General features: G+C 40.1%; 17 protein-coding genes. 6 read left to right on the forward strand and 11 right to left on the reverse strand.

Annotated features, from left to right (window positions below; translation table 11 throughout):
• Positions 1-580: 580 nt before the first annotated feature.
• Positions 581-1,228 (forward strand): PilZ domain-containing protein, encoded by a 648-nt coding sequence (locus UMU13_RS00210; protein ID WP_328216199.1) that lies wholly within the window; start codon positions 581-583, stop codon positions 1,226-1,228.
• 216 nt (positions 1,229-1,444) lie between these two features.
• Here UMU13_RS00210 and UMU13_RS00215 read toward each other — a convergent pair whose 3' ends face one another.
• From UMU13_RS00215 to UMU13_RS00240, 6 genes are all read right to left on the reverse strand, one after another.
• Entirely contained in the window at positions 1,445-2,374 is a 930-nt protein-coding gene (locus UMU13_RS00215) for a patatin-like phospholipase family protein (RefSeq protein ID WP_328216201.1), read from the reverse strand.
• Between the two features lie 108 nt (positions 2,375-2,482).
• Entirely contained in the window at positions 2,483-3,325 is an 843-nt protein-coding gene (gene nadE, locus UMU13_RS00220) for an NAD(+) synthase (RefSeq protein WP_328216203.1), read from the reverse strand.
• Between the two features lie 9 nt (positions 3,326-3,334).
• Positions 3,335-4,783, reverse strand: a complete 1,449-nt coding sequence (locus tag UMU13_RS00225) for a radical SAM protein (RefSeq protein ID WP_328216204.1) — start codon at positions 4,781-4,783, stop codon at positions 3,335-3,337.
• 246 nt (positions 4,784-5,029) lie between these two features.
• Complete coding sequence (locus UMU13_RS00230; RefSeq protein WP_328216206.1) at positions 5,030-6,412, reverse strand: alanine/glycine:cation symporter family protein; 1,383 nt, start codon at positions 6,410-6,412, stop codon at positions 5,030-5,032.
• Between the two features lie 28 nt (positions 6,413-6,440).
• Positions 6,441-7,553: an alanine dehydrogenase gene (ald, locus tag UMU13_RS00235; protein ID WP_328216208.1), complete on the reverse strand. Its 1,113-nt coding sequence runs from the start codon at positions 7,551-7,553 to the stop codon at positions 6,441-6,443.
• 63 nt (positions 7,554-7,616) lie between these two features.
• Complete coding sequence (locus UMU13_RS00240) at positions 7,617-8,168, reverse strand: CPBP family glutamic-type intramembrane protease (RefSeq protein WP_328216209.1); 552 nt, start codon at positions 8,166-8,168, stop codon at positions 7,617-7,619.
• A gap of 258 nt (positions 8,169-8,426) precedes the next feature.
• On the opposite strand from UMU13_RS00240, the gene UMU13_RS00245 reads away from it, so the two are divergent.
• The gene (locus UMU13_RS00245; protein WP_328216211.1) at positions 8,427-10,250 is read left to right on the forward strand and encodes a hybrid sensor histidine kinase/response regulator; all 1,824 of its coding nucleotides are present in this window, start codon (positions 8,427-8,429) and stop codon (positions 10,248-10,250) included.
• Positions 10,251-10,681: 431 nt separating this feature from the next.
• Here UMU13_RS00245 and UMU13_RS00250 read toward each other — a convergent pair whose 3' ends face one another.
• The 3 genes from UMU13_RS00250 to UMU13_RS00260 form a co-directional block, all read right to left on the reverse strand.
• Positions 10,682-11,326, reverse strand: a complete 645-nt coding sequence (locus UMU13_RS00250; protein ID WP_328216213.1) for an HAD family hydrolase — start codon at positions 11,324-11,326, stop codon at positions 10,682-10,684.
• Complete coding sequence (ybaK, locus tag UMU13_RS00255; RefSeq protein ID WP_328216214.1) at positions 11,319-11,807, reverse strand: Cys-tRNA(Pro) deacylase; 489 nt, start codon at positions 11,805-11,807, stop codon at positions 11,319-11,321. Before ybaK ends, UMU13_RS00250 begins: the two co-directional genes overlap by 8 nt.
• Before the next feature lie 385 nt (positions 11,808-12,192).
• Positions 12,193-12,891 carry an aspartate/glutamate racemase family protein gene (locus UMU13_RS00260; protein WP_328216215.1) on the reverse strand — a complete coding sequence of 233 codons (699 nt, stop codon included), beginning with the start codon at positions 12,889-12,891 and terminating at the stop codon, positions 12,193-12,195.
• A gap of 158 nt (positions 12,892-13,049) precedes the next feature.
• Between UMU13_RS00260 and UMU13_RS00265 the strand changes: the two genes are divergently transcribed.
• Both UMU13_RS00265 and UMU13_RS00270 read left to right on the forward strand, forming a co-directional pair.
• Entirely contained in the window at positions 13,050-13,577 is a 528-nt protein-coding gene (locus UMU13_RS00265; RefSeq protein WP_328216216.1) for a YqiA/YcfP family alpha/beta fold hydrolase, read from the forward strand.
• A gap of 344 nt (positions 13,578-13,921) precedes the next feature.
• On the forward strand, positions 13,922-14,410 hold the full coding sequence (locus tag UMU13_RS00270; protein WP_328216217.1) for a DsrE family protein: 489 nt from the start codon (positions 13,922-13,924) through the stop codon (positions 14,408-14,410).
• Between the two features lie 237 nt (positions 14,411-14,647).
• On the opposite strand, the gene UMU13_RS00275 is transcribed toward UMU13_RS00270, so the two are convergent.
• Positions 14,648-15,055 carry an ACT domain-containing protein gene (locus UMU13_RS00275; protein WP_328216219.1) on the reverse strand — a complete coding sequence of 136 codons (408 nt, stop codon included), beginning with the start codon at positions 15,053-15,055 and terminating at the stop codon, positions 14,648-14,650.
• Between the two features lie 82 nt (positions 15,056-15,137).
• Here UMU13_RS00275 and UMU13_RS00280 point away from each other — a divergent pair, with 82 nt between their 5' ends.
• Both UMU13_RS00280 and UMU13_RS00285 read left to right on the forward strand, forming a co-directional pair.
• Positions 15,138-15,536 (forward strand): hypothetical protein, encoded by a 399-nt coding sequence (locus tag UMU13_RS00280; RefSeq protein ID WP_328216220.1) that lies wholly within the window; start codon positions 15,138-15,140, stop codon positions 15,534-15,536.
• 208 nt (positions 15,537-15,744) lie between these two features.
• The gene (locus UMU13_RS00285) at positions 15,745-16,380 is read left to right on the forward strand and encodes a 50S ribosomal protein L25 (protein ID WP_328216221.1); all 636 of its coding nucleotides are present in this window, start codon (positions 15,745-15,747) and stop codon (positions 16,378-16,380) included.
• Positions 16,381-16,382: 2 nt separating this feature from the next.
• On the opposite strand, the gene UMU13_RS00290 is transcribed toward UMU13_RS00285, so the two are convergent.
• The gene (locus UMU13_RS00290) at positions 16,383-17,327 is read right to left on the reverse strand and encodes a radical SAM protein (protein WP_328216222.1); all 945 of its coding nucleotides are present in this window, start codon (positions 17,325-17,327) and stop codon (positions 16,383-16,385) included.
• Position 17,328 lies beyond the last annotated feature (1 nt).

The raw sequence follows: 17,328 nt of genomic DNA on the forward strand, positions 1-17,328 counted from the left end.
CGGCCAAATATTCAAAAAATCTCTTAAATATTGCAAAGATATTATGCTATTATTAATAAATCAAGTTTCGCACTTCATTTTGTATAGCATTCGCTTTTAGCGAATATATAGAATGTTAAACATATTTACCAGTCTAAAAGACTGTTGGCACCCTCCCATTTTTTAGAGCTATGAAAATACGCAGATATTGTTAGTACATAGATAGAGATCCCTCGGCTTCGCTCGGGATGACATAAATTGTTGTCATTTCGAACAAAGTGAGAAATCTCTGCCATATAAAACGACATAACGAATAAATATACAACTGTGTTTAATATTGGGGTATCTTTATGAGCGAAAACCCCGATATTAAGATAAAGTATTGTCAAATAGCATAAGTACAAAAATTTTGGGAGGTTGCTAATAAAAGACTGGTGCTAGCCATAGGCATCCTTGCGAAACCCTGTGGAAACAGGGTTGTGGCAATCTCAAAACAAGAAAAATAGTGAGATTGCTTCGTCGTTTTCACTCCTCGCAAAGACGTGAAAACAGTGTAAGTGCGAAACTTGAATAATAAGTAATAATTTTCACAGGAAGGAATATGTTAGGTATAGATAATTATTATGTGATAGGTTGCAGCATATACTGTATTAATGAAGATTTGTCAGTTTACGGCATATGGGTTACCAACATTAATACCAGCTCAACAGAGCTGTTGTTCCTGCAGGACAATCTTTTTTATCTTTTTACCAGTCTTGAAAAAAACATATCAGATGACACCGCTTTACAATGTAAAAGCTGCAGCAATTTTGACTGCTCTGTTCAAATATCCGAGGACAGTCTGAAAATACTTACCAACACAATTTACGGTCTGGAAAAAAGCAACAGGAGAAGTGAAAGGTATCCTTTGAAAATGAGTGCTGATCTTGTTGAAATATCCGGATCTCATTTACCAGAAGATACCGAAATAACGATTAACGACTTAAGTCTTGGCGGGGTTCAGTGCGAAGCAGACAGAGACAGCATTTCTTTAAAAGCTAATGATAAAATGAAAATCGACCTTCGCAAATCACTCAAAAATTTTCCGGGACTGTCCATAATTTCAACAGATGAGACTCACACTGCCATAGAAGGAACCGTTATCTGGACAATGGGAAACAGATTTGGAGTGGAAATCAATCCTGAAAACAAGAATTACGGCACATTAAAAATAATCGTGGAGGAGATAATTAACAGAGTCCGCACATAAAACTCAGCAAAACTAGTTTATCAGAAAATTACTTCTATTTTAATAACTTTAAATAAATACCCCATCCTACCCTTCCTCTAAGTTAGGGGAAGGGACTTTCTTCTCCCCCTGGATTAGGGGGAGATGTAGAGAGGGGGTATATTTTGTTTCCGAACAGAGTCCAGTACACCTGCAGGGCTTAAGCCCTGCTTCCGGATTTATTCAAAGCTTTTATTTTTACAGTATCTTGTATAAACGATTCAGCTCCTTTTTATGTTTGAGAATTAGTCTTTCCGCCTCCTGTTTAAGATTTTCCACATTACCGTTTGAAGCATTGTCCATATCATCCGAGGCTATTGTCAAGTCCGTTTGCAGCCTGATATAACTTTTACCAAGAAGTTTTTTCATCTGATAATCAGCAGCATCGGACACACCGTCAAACATACAACTCATAACCGGCAGCATCCATTCGGCTTTCCCCCAGTTTTTTGCCTCTTTATACGTAATAGGACGTGTCTGCTTGCCCGTACCCAAAGAGAGAACAAAAAAATCGGTTTCTTTGGGAAATATTCTTATAGCCTCTGCAAAGGCTGAAACGGAGGGAGAATTAATAAAAACACCGCCGTCAACCAGAGCCTTATCCTCACCCTCAATATTAACGAGGGCAGGTTCAAAATAGGTCGGAGCTGCCGAAGTGGCTCTCGCCGCATCCTTCATAAGAACATTACTGTGTTTTTTCCGCCAACTCTTTAGAAATACAGGTGCCCGGTTTTGAATATCATATGACGTAACAATAGTATTTACTAAACAATCACCAAGAACATCGCTGCCGAAATACTCATCAAGGAGTCTTTCAAGCCCATCAGCAGGATACAGCTCATCGGTCAGACCGCCCACCGAAGAAACACCTTTCCAAAATGACCGGCTGAAGATTTCTCTTCCTCTTTTGCTGTAAATTTCGGCAAGTTTTCCCGCTGAGTACATCGGCTTGCCATCGGCATTGCTTTTGGAAAGCCCGAGTGCAAGAATGCCCCCTGTGGAAGTTCCGGCAATCAGATCGAAACATTCACCCACGGGTTTACCAACTTTTTTCTCGATATCAGAAAGTATCATAGACGGTATAATTCCTCTGATTCCCCCTCCGTCAATACTGAGAATTTTTTTCATAAAAAACCTCTAATATTTTTATAACCACTATACTATATCGGCTATTTGGTGTGCATTTCGCTTGCATCCCACCACTCATTACTCATTACGCATCACGGCATCTCCCGCTTACCGGTTTAAAAGTGAGAGATTTTTAACCTTTCTCTTTGCGGTATTATTCTTTAGTTTTTTCACCCGGTCAACCTTCACAGTATCGAAATTACTGAGATCTTCCCTTTTGGCCATCGATGAAAGAATGGAATCCAGCTCATGATAGCTCATTTTGAGCATTTGTTCGTCCGTAACACCGGGGATGAGATCGGGGGAAGGCGGTTTATTGCGAATTTTCTCCGGAATACCAATCTGTTCTGCCAGCTCATATACCTGCTTTTTATAAAGGTGAAGGATCGGCTCTATATCTGAAGAATCATCCCCCCATTTAACAAAAAATCCCGTTTCATATTCTGTGCGGTTAGCAGCACCCAATACAGCATAATTAAGCTGCTCAGCTTCCAGGTAGAGACACACCATACGCATCCGGTGTTTTGCACGATAATATGCCAGCCCTTTCCTAAAATCATCATCCCCCTCATTTCTTAAATCTTTCAGATAAACATCGCCCTCTGTGGACTCTATACGTTTTTTGACATACAGTTCCTGTATTTTTCGGGGGACAAAACGTGTTGAAGGTTCAAGGTCGTAAACCCCTATTGCCTTCAATCCTTTTGTAATAGGCTTTACGATGCGTTCAATTCCAATAAAATCACAAACTTCTTCAGCATCAGTCAGAGTTTCAGCAGCGGAATCCCTTTCAGGCATAAGCAAACCAAGCACTCTGGCTTTGCCAAGGGCATCAGCAGCGAGCTTTGCAGTTACAGCTGAATCGAGTCCGCCGCTGATGCCGATTACAGCTCCTTTGTATTCATATTTTTCAACGCACGTTTTTATAAAATCAATAATTTCATCTTTCATCTGGGAAACTTATCTGTGTCCGTTGCTTTCCAGAGAGCGGGAGTAGCTGAATAGTTCCTGAAATTCTTTTCCTTCTCTATACCACCGGTTACTCGGATCATTAATCATTTCCTCCCAAACGGGATCCGTCAGCTCGGCAAACCGCTCTGCATATTCATCCATCCACTGCGCTATATAAGGATCATCAACAAGACTGTCCGGGGAAGAGTGACCTGAAACAGCATTGTGCTTACGCACAGCACTTCGCAACACCTTAGGGTTGTCGATAATCATGCATGGCCGCTTCAGATTGCCCTTTTCATTATAGGGGAACTCTCTGCGTATATCTTTAAAAAATGGAGAATTGACAATTTCAAGCAGTGGTTTTTCACGAATGTTGTCAACACCGAAATGAGCAAAAACACAGGGCTCAACATTGCCGTTATGAAGAATGTGGAGATACCGTCTTCCTGCAGCAAGGCATCCTCCCACGGCCTGTCCGTCATTCCAGAAGTCTGCCAGAAACATGGGGTATTTTTCCCTTAGATGGTTTACCCGCTCACCACAGCGTAAACGCTGCTCCGGCGTCATAACCAACTCCAGAACAGGATCCTTGCCCACAGGCATAAACATAAAGTACCAGCCGAATATAGTGCCTCTGTCCATAAAAAATTCGATAAACTCCTCGCTGGTGACCTCTTCCATATTATTCCGGGTGGCGGTAACACTGATTCCGAAAAGCACTCCGTTTTTCCGCAATCTGCCCATAGTGTCCAAAATATTATTCCACATTCCCTTTCCACGTCTGTGTTCGGTTTCCTCTTTCCAGCCTTCGACACTTATTGCAGGAGCAACATTGCCGAGCCTGCCTAATTCTGAAGCCGTTTTATCATCAATAAGCGTTCCGTTGGTATAGGTCAGAAAAAACATATCGTCATATTTTTTGAATAATTTTAGTAATGTATCTTTCAGAATATAAGGTTCGCCGCCTGAAATAACAATAAAATGTATTCCCATATCTCTAACTTGTGCAAAAAGATTATCAAGCTCCTCTTCCGTTAATTCGTTATCCTTCGAATATAGCCCCGAATAGCAGCCGGCGCAATCCAGATTACACCTCATTGTGGGGCTGACCACGATGAAGCCAGGCACAATATCTTCCTCATCCCCTAAGTTGTTATTAAGTTCTCTCCTTTTGGCTTTACCTGTAATAAAGTGGTTATAGATAAGATTAGTAATCAGCTTCTTACGATAAGAACGCGACGTTTCTTTGCCCACCCGCAAAAACATTCTGGCAAACGCTGTGTCTTTATTAATGGATGATTCCAGAGATTCGATAAAATTCTGATCAGCAGGGTCAAGCTGAATGTCGCTTTTTCTGTAAAACTGCAAAAACTTCTCCAAACCTTCCCTTTCACCGTTAAGACAGTCCGCAATTTTACCTATAAAAGCTTTTTTGAACATTGAATTAGCAAACATTGCTACCTCCTTTTTAATATCTTAAAAAGAGGCTTTATGGTTAAACATCCTCCTTATAATTATTCTTAATCTGCTCATTATTAAAAAATTGTTCTATAATTGAGAGTTGTCAAGGCTTTTTCCCCCAAAAAAACAAAGTGCCCACACTTACGAAGTGTGAGAATTGGAAGGCATTTTGGCAAAATAAAACAATATACTTAAAAAAGTCCGGGATTATCAGAAGCTTTCCCCGGACATCTATAAAAACTACTCTCCCCGCTTATCGAGCCTGCCCTCATAGTCCTTCAGCATACCAAAAACCACCGAACTCAGTGCAATAAGTGCTATAAGATTTGGGATAGCCATCAATCCGTTGAATGCATCGGAAATACTCCATACAAAACTCAAAGGAACTGTGGCTCCCACAAAAATCAGCACAACCCACACCCACTTATAATAGGACGCCACTCTGGCGTTTGTAAGGTATTCCAGTGACTTGTATCCATAGAAATACCACGTAAGAATGGTGGAATAGGCAAAGAATACAAGACCGAAACTGACAATAAACTGCCCGAATCCCCCGGGCAAAGCCTGGTTATAAGCAGCCGTGGTAAGTGCTGCACCATTCAGACCGTTATTTATCACCATCAATCCATCTGCTCCAATTTTCATAACGGGAGAAATCATAATAACAAGTGCGGTCATCGTACATACAACAATCGTATCAATGAAAGAGCCGAGAGATGCTATTATCCCCTGTCTTACAGGGTCGTTATTTTTTGAGGCTGCATGTGCAATCGGGGCACTTCCCAATCCGGCCTCATTGGAAAAAACGCCGCGGGCAACCCCCATTCTCACAACGGTACCCAAAAAGCCTCCTCCTACAGCATTCCCGTTGAATGCATTGCTGAATATCCAGCCGAAAGCCCGGGGAAGAAACTCTAAATTGGCAAATATAATCCACAGTGATCCGGCAACATAAATCAGTGCCATTACCGGAACTATGGCTTCTGCAACTTTTGCAATACTTTTGATACCGCCGATAACAACCAGCGCAGTAGCAACAGCTACTACTATTCCGCTGACCCAGTGAGGGACACCGAGGGATTGGTTTACTGCATCAGCCACGGAGTTGGACTGCACCATATTGCCTATACCGAATGATGCCACAAATGCAAATAACGCAAAAGCAGAACCCAGCCATTTCCAGTTACCACCGTATTTTTCCTCCATCCCTCTGCTGGCATAATACATCGGACCGCCGGATTTTTCACCAAGCTCATCAGTGACTCTGTATCTGACAGCCAGAACCGCTTCGGAAAATTTTGTTGCTCCGCCCAGCACAGCCGTGACCCACATCCAAAAAACCGCACCGGGTCCTCCTATAGCAATAGCTGTGGCCACCCCGGCAATATTTCCCGTACCAATTGTAGCGGAAAGTGACGTCATCAGCGCTGCAAAGGGGCTGATATCCCCATCACCTTCAACCTTCCGGGAGAAAAGCAGTTTGAATGCATATCCGATTTTCCGATACTGAACAATCTTGGTACCGATGGAAAGTAACAGACCGGTGGCAAACAAAAGGGCGATCATCACCGGCCCCCAGGCAAAAGAACCGACAGCACTCACAATTTCATTAAAAGTCTCCATATCAACGCTCCTTCAAATTTTTATGAAATCAAATAATTTTTCTCAAATCTGTATACTCAAGCCCCAGATCATCGGCCACCGCCCTGTAAGTAAGTTTGCTTTCATAGAGATTTATACCGGCAGCAATTTCATTATTTTCCCTGGCTGCTTTTTCCAACCCTTTATCCGCTATCTCAAGACCGTATTTCAGGGTAACACCTGTAAGTGCCTGTGTAGCTGTCCGGGCAACCGCTCCCGGCATGTTTGCAACACAATAATGAACAACATCATCAATCACAAAAACCGGATTATCGTGTGTAGTGGGTTTTGATGTTTCAACACATCCGCCCTGATCCACCGCCACATCCACAATAACAGCTCCATTTTTCATATTTTTAAGATCATCCCTTTTAATTAAATGCGGTGCTTTTGCACCGTGTATCAAAACAGCACCGATCAAAAGGTCACTTTCGGCAAGAATCTTCTCTATATTAGCTCTGCTGCTGTACAGTGTTTCGATACGCCCGCCGAAGATATCGTCAAGATATTCAAGTCTGTTAATGTTAATATCCAGCACAGTCACCTTTGCCCCAAGCCCGTATGCCATTTTCACCGCATTGGTACCGACAACTCCGGCGCCCAAAACAGCGACTTTTCCTTTTTCAACTCCCGGTACTCCTCCCAAAAGCACACCTCTGCCGCCGAAAGGCTTTTCCAGGAATTTTGCTCCTTCCTGTATACTAAGCCTGCCTGCAATCTCGCTCATGGGTTTTAGCAGGGGAAGCTGTCCGTTTTCCATTTCAATTGTTTCATAGGCAACACCCTTAATCCCAGCTCTGAGCAGCTTCTGAGTAAGCTCCTCGTTGGAGGCAAGATGGAGAAACGTGAATAAAATCTGACCGCTGTGGAAAAGTTCGCACTCCTGCCTCAAAGGCTCCTTCACCTTGACAATCATTTCACATTCATCAAAAATCTTTCTTTTATCATCGATAATAAGTGCTCCAGCAGCTTTATATTCTTCATCGGTATAACCGGCATTTACCCCGGCTCGGGTTTCAATAAAAACGTCATGCCCGTGTCTGATATAAGCTTCAGCACAGGAAGGTGTAATTCCCACACGATACTCATGAGATTTAATTTCTTTCACACAACCGACTTTCATAAACGCCTCCTGACAACAATAAAATCTAATTAATCGGTTTTTTCAAAATTATCAATAATATTTTCAAAAGGAAAGATTTTGCAAAACAAGATTTCTGCCGCCCAGAAAACCCACCCAGGCAACCACAACAATCCAGTGAATAATAACAGCCGGCCATAATGAGCGGGAAAAAATATAGCTCAGACTGCAAAAAATACCCAATAAAAACACAACTGTTAAAAAGAACGGATTATAAAAAAGAGTTCTTGCACCGGGATTAAGCAGAAAAGCGTTAACAGGGTGCCATAATACAAATGCCAGCGAACTGAGTATTGTATACTTAATAACAGATGAACGGCCTTTTTTAGCCGTCTCAATCGGAATCAAAAAACCTCTGAAAAAAGACTCTTCCAGGAATGACGGGAAAACAAACAGAATCAGGAGATAAAAAGGGGAGAATATACTTTTCTCAAAAGCCCAGTGAAATATGCCTGCATAAAACCCTGTGAATGAAGCAAGTACTCCGAAAATCAATAGGAACAAAACATGCAGCAACGGCATTGCGATATTAAACTGTTTTAACCCCCTGAGATAGTTGTTTGTAATAAAATAATAAAATTTTTTGACCCAGAACATTCGCTAAATTAGCAGTCAGTTAAACAATTGTAAATCAATAGTTGCACAACAATGGAGGGCATACTGCATTATTTTCAATTCGAAAAATCTGAAAAAGCGTATTGTTAAAAGTTAGTTAAAAAATTTTGTTTGACTTTTTATCATTACTCTTTTAATTTGCATCAGATTCTTTGGTTATACTCAATGCATGCAGCGCTGTACGGTTTCTGTATAAAATTGTTTCCGGCCTAAAACAAAAATTTATCTTATGGTTAACTTATGTCGTATACGATACTCACTCTTTCAATAATTTTTCAGATATGTGCGGCCATCCTTGCTCTTCGTCTGATTAAAAAAACCGGCCGTTTCTACGCATGGATCTTCATAGCAGCCGCTCTGCTTCTCATGGTTTTTCGCAGATTAATACCTCTGTACCAATCCTTTTCCCCAAACGGCGAACCGATAGACCTGGCTGCTGAAACTGTGGCAATGCTTATCTCCCTTTCTTTACTAATAGGCGTACTGCTTATCGGCGGCATTTTCGATAAACTTAACAAACTTCGCCTTGAAACCGAAGAGGAACTTGAAAAACGCAAAAGAACAGAGAAAGAGCTGCTTGAAAGTGAAGAGCGTTACAGAGGTTTGTTCAACAGGGTTTCCGAAGGTATACTCGTATCAGAAAGCAGCAATATGAAAATCGTATTTGCGAATCCGGCTGTCTGTAATATGCTCGGCTATTCAAAAGAAGAATTGAGGGAAATGACGGTTCCGCAGCTGCACCCGGAAGAATATAAGGAGTACGTAATCTCCGATTTCCGGGATAAGGTAAAAGGAAACAACCCTGTCACTTTGAATATACCGTGTCTTCGCAAAGACGGCGGGATTGTTTACGTCGACATAAAAACAAGCAACTATAAATTTAAAGACAAAAATTATATTCTCGCATTATTTTCCAATGTTACAGAGCGAAGAAAAGCCGAGGAGGAGCAGCAGCGAATAGAAAATCTCGAAAAGCTCGGAAATATTGCAGCCGGTATAGCACATGACTTCAATAATCTGTTTACAGGAATTTACGGAAATATTGAAATTGCAAAGCTTGAACTCCCGAATAACCATCCAGCTTTATCAAGCCTTGAAAAAGCACAGAATACAATGGACAAAAGCAGAGAGCTTACATCAAAACTGCTGACGTTTGCCAAAGGCGGCGGGCCTGTTCCTGAAATCGTACCTCTGGGGGAGTTGGTACAGGAAACTGTATCTTCAATACTCACAGATTGTAAAAATATAAAAGCGACCTTCAGCTTCCCTGATAATTTTTGGCCAGTGAAAACGGACAGAGATCAGACTGCACAAGTGTTTGACAGTCTTACACATAACGCTGTTGAAGCTATGCCCGATGGGGGAAAAATAAAGATAAGTGCTGAAAATGTTACCCGGTCAGGCAGCAATAATGCAGAAACATACTTCGTCAAAATTATTTTCAGTGACGAAGGCAAGGGAATACCGCTGAACATAGTAGATAAAATATTCGACCCGTTTTTTACAACCAAGCAGATCGGCAAGGGGCTGGGACTTTCCGTTGTCCACAGTATTATAAACAAACACAATGGCCAAATCAAAGTGGACTCAAAACCGGGCAAGGGTACAACATTTACCATATTCCTGCCTGCTGCAAACAATTCAAAACCTGACAATGGAAGGACAACCACAAAAAAACTAAATATTTTGTTTATGGATGACGATGAAATGTTGCGAAAGCTTGCAGCAGAAATGCTCAAGTCTCTTGGTCACTCAGCTGTAACAGCAAAAGAAGGTAAAGAAGCTGTGAAAATATTCAAAGAATCCCTTCAAAAGGGCACCTATTTTGATATTTTAATAATGGATCTCAGCGTACAAAATGGAAAAGGTGCTAAAGATGTAATAGGAGAAATTCTGGAGATTGCACCGGATACAAGAGTTATATTAACCAGCGGCTATGCCTCTGATCCTGTTATAAACAATTATAGAGATTACGGATTTTATGAAACCCTTATTAAACCGTTTAATCTGGCACAATTGGAAGAAAAAATCTCAAAAGCAGCTGAAGTAAATGTTGGAGAATAAATCGTTCAACGTTGGGAACCAATTCCAATAACGAATAAGTAGAGATGCAGAAATTATTGCATATAGATAGAGATCCCTCGGCTTCGCTCGCCCTGTTAAATATCAGCTTCACTGATTGCCTGTGGCATTTAACGGGGCGAGGGATGACTTTTTGTCATCTCGACCGGAACGGAGTGGAGCGGAGAGATCTCTACTGTTATATTGCAAAGAGACCTCTCGGCTTCGCTCGAGGTGACAATTACATACATACTGTCTATCAGCGATAGCTAAATAGAATGTAAACATATTTACCAGTCTAAAAGACTGGTGCTAGCCATAGGCATCCTTGCGAAACCCTGTGAAACAGGGTTTCGCAAGGACACAGAGAAGTGCGAAACTTTAATTAAATACTTAATTTTTTGAAAAAAACATGCTTTTCCGATATCTTTTTCTCAGGCAACAATTGTCAGAATTTCACTGAAATTACCTGCATGATAATGAGGTTTGGCCTCCGCGTGAAATTTTCCATAACCCCAGTCAGCAAATACGGACTTTATACCTGCATTTTTGCCGGCTGTAATGTCTGTATAATTATCCCCGATTATAAACGTGGATTCACGGTTCAGGTTCCCGCCGTTATAAAGCTTTCCTATAAGATGAATCATCTCAGAATCGGGTTTGGGGTTATTTACTTTGCATGCGCCTATAATAAAATCGAAAAAATATTCTATCCCGGCAGCTTTTAAAATCCTTTCTCCAAACTCAGTGGGTGCATTGGTAGCCACTGACATTTTCGCGCCTGTTTTTTTCAGAATTGTCAGAGTTTCAACCACACCATCAAATGGAGCAACATTTTTAATGCACTGATCCCGGTAATGTTCTTCAAAAACTGCTCTGTCTTCCGGCAGATAAGAATCGGTGTCATACAGCCTTTTAGCCAGCTCTTCCCTTTTATGATTTATAATTTCAAGCACTTCATTTTGTGTAAGAGGAGGCATGTTTTTCAGACCTCTTACATAGTTTATGGAAGTCGTTATATCGTGCCTGGTATCAACCAGTGTTCCGTCCATATCAAAAATTAACAGTTTTTCAGTCATTTATACCCACTCTCACCTTTTCAGCATTTAAGATTCTTTTAACATCCGAAGGATCTGCCTTAACCAAAAGCCCTCTTTTGCCGCCGTTGATAAATATTTCATCGAGATTTAATATGGTTTCTTCCATAAAAACATTCAATCTCTTTTTTGTCCCGAAAGGTGAAGTTCCCCCTGTTAAATATCCGGTGTGTTTGGTTACCGTATCAGCAGAGCAGGGTTGAACAGATTTTACCTTTAAAATCCTCGCCATATTTTTCAGGGAAACCTCTTTGTCTCCATGCATCAATACAATAAAGGGTTTGTTACTTTCATCTTCCATAACAAGCGTTTTTATTACAACATGTTCACTCACACCCAATTCTCTAGCCGAAACCCTTGTCCCGCCTCTCTCCTCGTACTTGTAAAATCTCGGTTCAAAAGCAATACCGCATTGTTCCAGATATCTGATCGCAGGTGTTTTGGGGAGTTTTTGTTTTGCCATAACATGAAAATTATTACAAATAATCATGCAAGTCAAAGCTTTTCAAAAACAGAGATTAGTAATTACACAAGTTTCGCACTTGCACTTATTACACGTCTTTGCGAGGAGTGGTAACGACGAAGCAATCTCTCTTTTTTATCATTTTGAGATTGCCACAACCCTGTTTCACAGGGTTTCGCAAGGATGCCTATGGCTAGCACCAGTCTTTTAGACTGGTAAATATGTTTAACATTCTATATATTCGCTAAAAGCGAATGCTAGACACAGAGAAGTGCGAAACTTGAGTAATTAGTTGATTGGTATAATTATTATTGGTTTATCGGTTGAGTGGTAATAGGTATTCCTTAGCACTTAGCGCTTAAAACTTAATCCTAAGGAATACGCATCACGGCATCCCCAGAGCTTTTTTCACAGCAGCATCGGCATGGATAAGGGTGGTGTCATACAGAGGGATAGCGGTATCCTCCTGTCCGATAATCATCGGAATCTCGGTACATCCCAGAATTACTGCCTCTGCACCGTTTTCACTCAGTCTCTTGATAATTTCCAGAATTTTCCCCTCGGAGGTATAATTCATTATCCCCCGGCAGAGTTCCTCATATATTATTTTATGTACAGTTTTCCTCTCTTCTTCTCCGGGAATTACTATATCGATACCGAATTTTTCTCTGATTCTGTTTTTATAAAAATTCTGTTCCATTGTAAATTTTGTGCCCAGCAAACCGGCTTTTTTGACATTATTTCTGAGCAATTCCTCTGCCGTTGCATCGGCAATATGCAGAACGGGGATATCAATATTTTCTTCAATTTGATAAACAACATTGTGCATCGTATTTGTACATAAAAGCAGAAAATCGGCTCCGGCACACTGAACACCCTTTGCAGCTTCGGATAATAATTTACCGGCTTTATCCCACTGCCCGGTATTTTGAAATTCCTCGATCTCAGCAAAATCAACACTGTACAGCACAATTTTTGCAGAATGAAATCCGCCCAATTCTTTTTTGACACCCTCATTTATAGCTTTGTAATAAATCAATGTGGATTCCCAGCTCATACCGCCGAGCAGGCCGATTGTTTTCATGATTCACACCTTTTTGTTTTATTATACCAAACTTTTCTGATCTTTTTACACAAATTTTTATAGAAAAATCCGCTTATTCAATTAAACTTAGAATATGAATAGTGCTCTCATCACCCGGCTTAAAGATGACCGGATAATTTTCACCTGCGGGGTAAACTATGAAAACACTGTATTTCCACGGCTTTGATTCATCCAGAGAAAAATCAACAACATATAAAGCATTAAAAGAGATTCTTGGCAGTGTGGACTGCTATTCTATTGATTACACGAAAGAAAATGTGACAGAGTCGGAAAAAATTGAAAATATCAAACAGTACAACGTTCTTATAGGTAACAGCTTTGGTGGATTTCCGGCATTATATTTCGGACTGAAAGAAAGAATTCCCTTCATGCTGATAAATCCGGCTGTTAATCCAACAGAAGTCCTTTTGAAACATGGTATAAAAAGCGTGCTTTACAAGAATTCTGAGAAACAACTAAAACAGATGATTGATGAAGAACTTGAAAAAAATCGTGTGAAGAAAACAATCATTATTAGCAAAAATGATGATGTTGTGGACAATAGTATTATTCTGAACACCGGCCTTACAGAAATATCAACTTTTATTGAAACTGAATGGACACACAGGATTCCCAAAGACGGCATACCGATGATAGCAGAAGAACTGAAAAGATTAGCTGATTAGATTGATATCATATGTACATTGTAAACTTGAATAATCTCAAATTAACCTTGTTATATCCAGCATTGTGCATATCCTTAATTTAAATAAATCAAGTTTCGCACTTCGTTTTGTCTAGCATTCGCTTTTAGCGAATATATATGCCATAGGCATCCTTGCGAAACCCTGTGGAAACAGGGTTGTGGCAATCTCAAAACAAGAAAATAAAGAGATTGCTTCGTCGTTCTCACTCCCTGCCCTGTTAAATGCCACAGGCAATCAGCGAAGCTGATATTTAACAGGGTGAACAAAGACGTGAAAACAGTGTAAGTGCGAAACTTGAATAAATAATTATAAAGGAGGTTTTTATGAAAAGGATTATCGTTTCATTTATAATATTCTTATTAGCAGCTTTCAGTGCCCAGGCACAGGAGTCAGAAAACACACCCGTCTCTCTGAAAGGGGTGGATACAGCCGAAATTGTTTTTGATGTAAATGTGGGAAATCCGAAACTTCTCTCATTGAGATTAAAACTTATTGAAAAAACACTTTCCGACATTTCATCTCATACCAAATACAGAGCTGTGGTTGCTTTCCGAGGTGCAGCTTCGGATTTTATGACAAAAAATGACAATCATATCGAAAAAGATGAAAAACAAATAAAGAAAGATATTTACCTAAGGCTGAAAACACTGAAAAATGACTATAACGTTACATTGGAACAGTGTGCCGTAGCCATAGGACTTCGCGGCATTTCGCCGGAAGAAATTTATGACATTATCAATGTAGTGGAAAACGGTTATGTGTCTATAATCGGCTATCAGAATCAGGGATATGCTTTTGTGCCGATGGACTGAACAATTGAGAACTTCAAATAATGAGTAAGTAGAGAGATAGAGAAATGGTGAGATAGGTTCTATTTACGGGTAAATTAATAACAAATATACTAATACGAGATTTTTGAATAACTCTATTTGTCATGCTGAATTTATTTCAGCATCTCGTATTATCAATAAGGTATGAGACCCTGAAACAAGTTCAGGGTGACAATATCCCAAATATTCAAAAGTCTCAATACACAATTAAACAAATACTCAAAGATCTTCGGATTTAATTTTACTAAGCGCCTCCATGGCATCTTCTGCTTTCTGCACAGGGACAAAAATATGGTCGTGGTAGAATCCTGCCGTCATATTGGCCGGGATATTTTCCTCATAAAGCTTCGCCGATACTATTGCAGTCAAGCCGACGGCATCAAGACCGGAATGCACATTGAGAGTAATCTTTTTAAAAACGGTATCATATTTCAGGTTGTGTTTGTCAGCTTTGTTCTTTGAAATAACCAAAGAAATCCCCTCCTCCTCCAAGACGGCTGCCTCCGGTGATAAATATGAATATTCACTTAAGTCACTTCCACTTAAGGAGCAAAAAATAAATTCATTTTCACCCAAACTGGGATTCATGAAACGAAGCAGTTTTTCAAGGCTCTTTTCTCCCGGCACAATTCCCTCCTTTTATTAAAATATTTTTGAACTAAAGTTAACAATCATTATCATGTAAAAAACAAAAAATGACGAGGGAAAAATGAAATTACGTTTTTTGATTATTTTCATATTAGTTGTGGGTGCAATTATCTCTTATGCTCTTTATCCAGTAATTCAGGAAGCAAACAAGCCCATTAACAAATTCATAAGAGAGGCAAAATCCCAGGGTGGAGCTCCACTGGTTCAATTTGTAATCAACAGCAGCCAGGCAAGTAAAGCTGCAAGACAGATCAGCATTTTCAATCAGACTTCAGGAACAAAAATCGTTGGTAAATCTTTTATTGCAAATAACGCCAACATGGAGTTCGTACAAAAATTCCAGTCAAACGTTCCGGGATATGTTATCTTTAATGCAGATGACAACATAGCCTACAGGGGAAAAGGAATTGTGGATACAGAAACGCTTAAAAGGATTGTGCCGAGCATTCATCTGCACTAAATAAGCAAATACCGTTTCTTCATAGAAACCTCCTATTAAATTGAAAAACCCTGTTATCAGCAGGGTTTTTCAATTTTTTCAAATCTTCTGTTGCTTTTTTTTAAACTTTTTATAAAATTTGCTATTCTGAACATTTATGGTATAGTGGTAGCACTTTTGCCTGAATGAATAAAAAAATTAAATAATTAAACCTAAATCAGGAGGAAATATGCTTGAAACTGTAAAATGGGAAGCCATCCCAAGAGAAGATATGACAAAAGGTCAGCTTAAAGACAATAGGGAAAATGGGATGATTCCGGCTGTTGTCAGCAGCAGGGGAAAGGAAAGTACCTCTCTTTTTGTTAAACTTTCGGATTTGCAGAGAAGACCCTACGGAAACTTTATCGTCGATCTGGTTTTCCCGGATAAAAAGGAACCAATAAACTGCTTTTTGAAAAATATTCAGTTTTCACATGTGGGGTATAAAATTCTTCATGTGGATTTTCAGGAGCTTACCAAAGGGCAGGAAGTTGATATTGAAATTCCTCTAAGACTTACAGGAGAACCCGTTGGACTCGATAAGGGCGGCATAGTTAATCAGCTTATAGACAGCATAATGATCAGAACGCTGCCGAGACACCTTCCGGAAAAGTTTGAAATGGATATTTCGCATTTGGATGTAAACGATTCGATAGATATTACAGAGCTTGAACTGCCGGAAGAAATAACACTGCTTGATCCCACTGAAGGTACCGTGGCATCAATAATTGTACCGAAAGAAGAGCCTCTTGAGCCTGAAACTGAGGAAGAAGAAGAACTTGAAGAGGAAGAAGCTGAAACAGAGGAATCTTCCGAAGAAAAATAAAATTATTTTTTCATAAAGGGTGAAACGTAAAATGTTTCGCCCTTTTCTTCAAATGAGCGGACAGAATTTTCAGCTACAAGCTGTTTCACAACAATATCAAGATTATCCTGTTTCCCGAAAAGCTTATGCAAATCACCATAGCTGCAGGGGCGCATATTTATCAACCGCAAAAGTGTTTTCTTCAAATCAATTTCAGAACTGATATCCAGCGTTTTGACAAAATTCTCCACAGGCTCCACAACTATTCCAAGTTTCTTCAGGCGCAATGCAGCATTTAAAAGCTCCACATCATTAAGTTTAACAGCTTCTTTGTAGGCACCTGGGCGGAATGCCGTATTAAGCTGAACTTTATCATAATCACAGCACCTGATAATATCAGCAAGCAGCTTAAGATGTTCGTCAGAATCATTTATCCCTTTTAACAGCAAAACTTCTATGTAAAGTTTCCCCTCAAATTCCTTTGAAAAAAGAATAAGCGAATCGACTACCGCCTGAAGTGAAATGCTTTCAAACGGCCTGTTTATCTCTCTGAATGTATTTTCATCGGCTGCATCAAGGCTGGGAACAACAATGTCAAATTCATGCAGCGCTTCTCTTACTTCCGGCTCCGTTATGAGTGTGGAATTTGTAAGAACAGCCAAAGGGTGGTGGATAATTTTCTTGATTTCCAAAGCTATTTCTTTCAGATCAATATTCAGCGTAGGCTCTCCACTCGCTGTTATAGTAACCACATCCAGATTGTCCCGGAATTTTTCATACTCATTGCTGAATTCCTCAATCAATTCATCAACCGGGACAAAATGTCCTCTTTTAACAGTTCTTTTTGTCGTTTTACCCAACTCGCAGTACAGGCAATCCAGAGTACATATTTTTTTCTCTCCTATTACATCAACACCAAGAGATCGCCCCAGCCTTCTGGAAGGCACGGGGCCGAATATATAATTCATA

It is taken from the genome of Flexistipes sp. (assembly GCF_036172515.1).
Taxonomy (GTDB): domain Bacteria; phylum Chrysiogenota; class Deferribacteres; order Deferribacterales; family Flexistipitaceae; genus Flexistipes.